The sequence below is a fragment of the Pseudomonas sp. 51_B genome, assembly GCF_017491595.1.
Classification (GTDB): domain Bacteria; phylum Pseudomonadota; class Gammaproteobacteria; order Pseudomonadales; family Pseudomonadaceae; genus Aquipseudomonas; species Aquipseudomonas promysalinigenes.
In genome coordinates, this window is sequence record NZ_JAFGYW010000453.1 from 1 (window position 1) to 435 (window position 435).

The 435-nt window shown below is 51.3% G+C and carries 1 pseudogene; it reads right to left on the reverse strand.

From position 1 onward, the window contains the following. Positions 1-13: 13 nt before the first annotated feature. Positions 14-435: pseudogene (locus J5M56_RS25690) on the reverse strand (CHAP domain-containing protein); the annotation flags it as partial.

Here is a 435-nt window from a genome sequence, read left to right on the forward strand (position 1 = left end):
GAATAAGGGCGTTTCATTGTGGCGTGCTGTGTTTATAGCGTCGGAAAATAGTGAAGTCATGGTCGCTGGGATTTGCATTACCGGTCGCATGGCGAAAACCTGCGTCGTTAACTTCAACTTTTTCCCACCCTGCAGAAATGCATACGCCCTTCGTTAGAACGAAGCCGACATGGCCGCTGGCGTCGGAATAATTCATTGCGTAAGCGCCGACGTCCCCGGGCAACGGCGTGCGCTCGACTTTCCAGCTATTGAGCAATCGTTGTCCATTCGCCCATTCACCCGCAAGCGGAGGACTAACCTTGGAGAAATATGGCAGGTATTTCGATTTGCCATGTTCAATCAACGCCACGTTGACCCCAATTGCGGTCAGCACGTCGTAGACGAACAGATTGCATTTATTTGTGTTTGGTGGAAATTCCACGCTCTGCCTGAGAG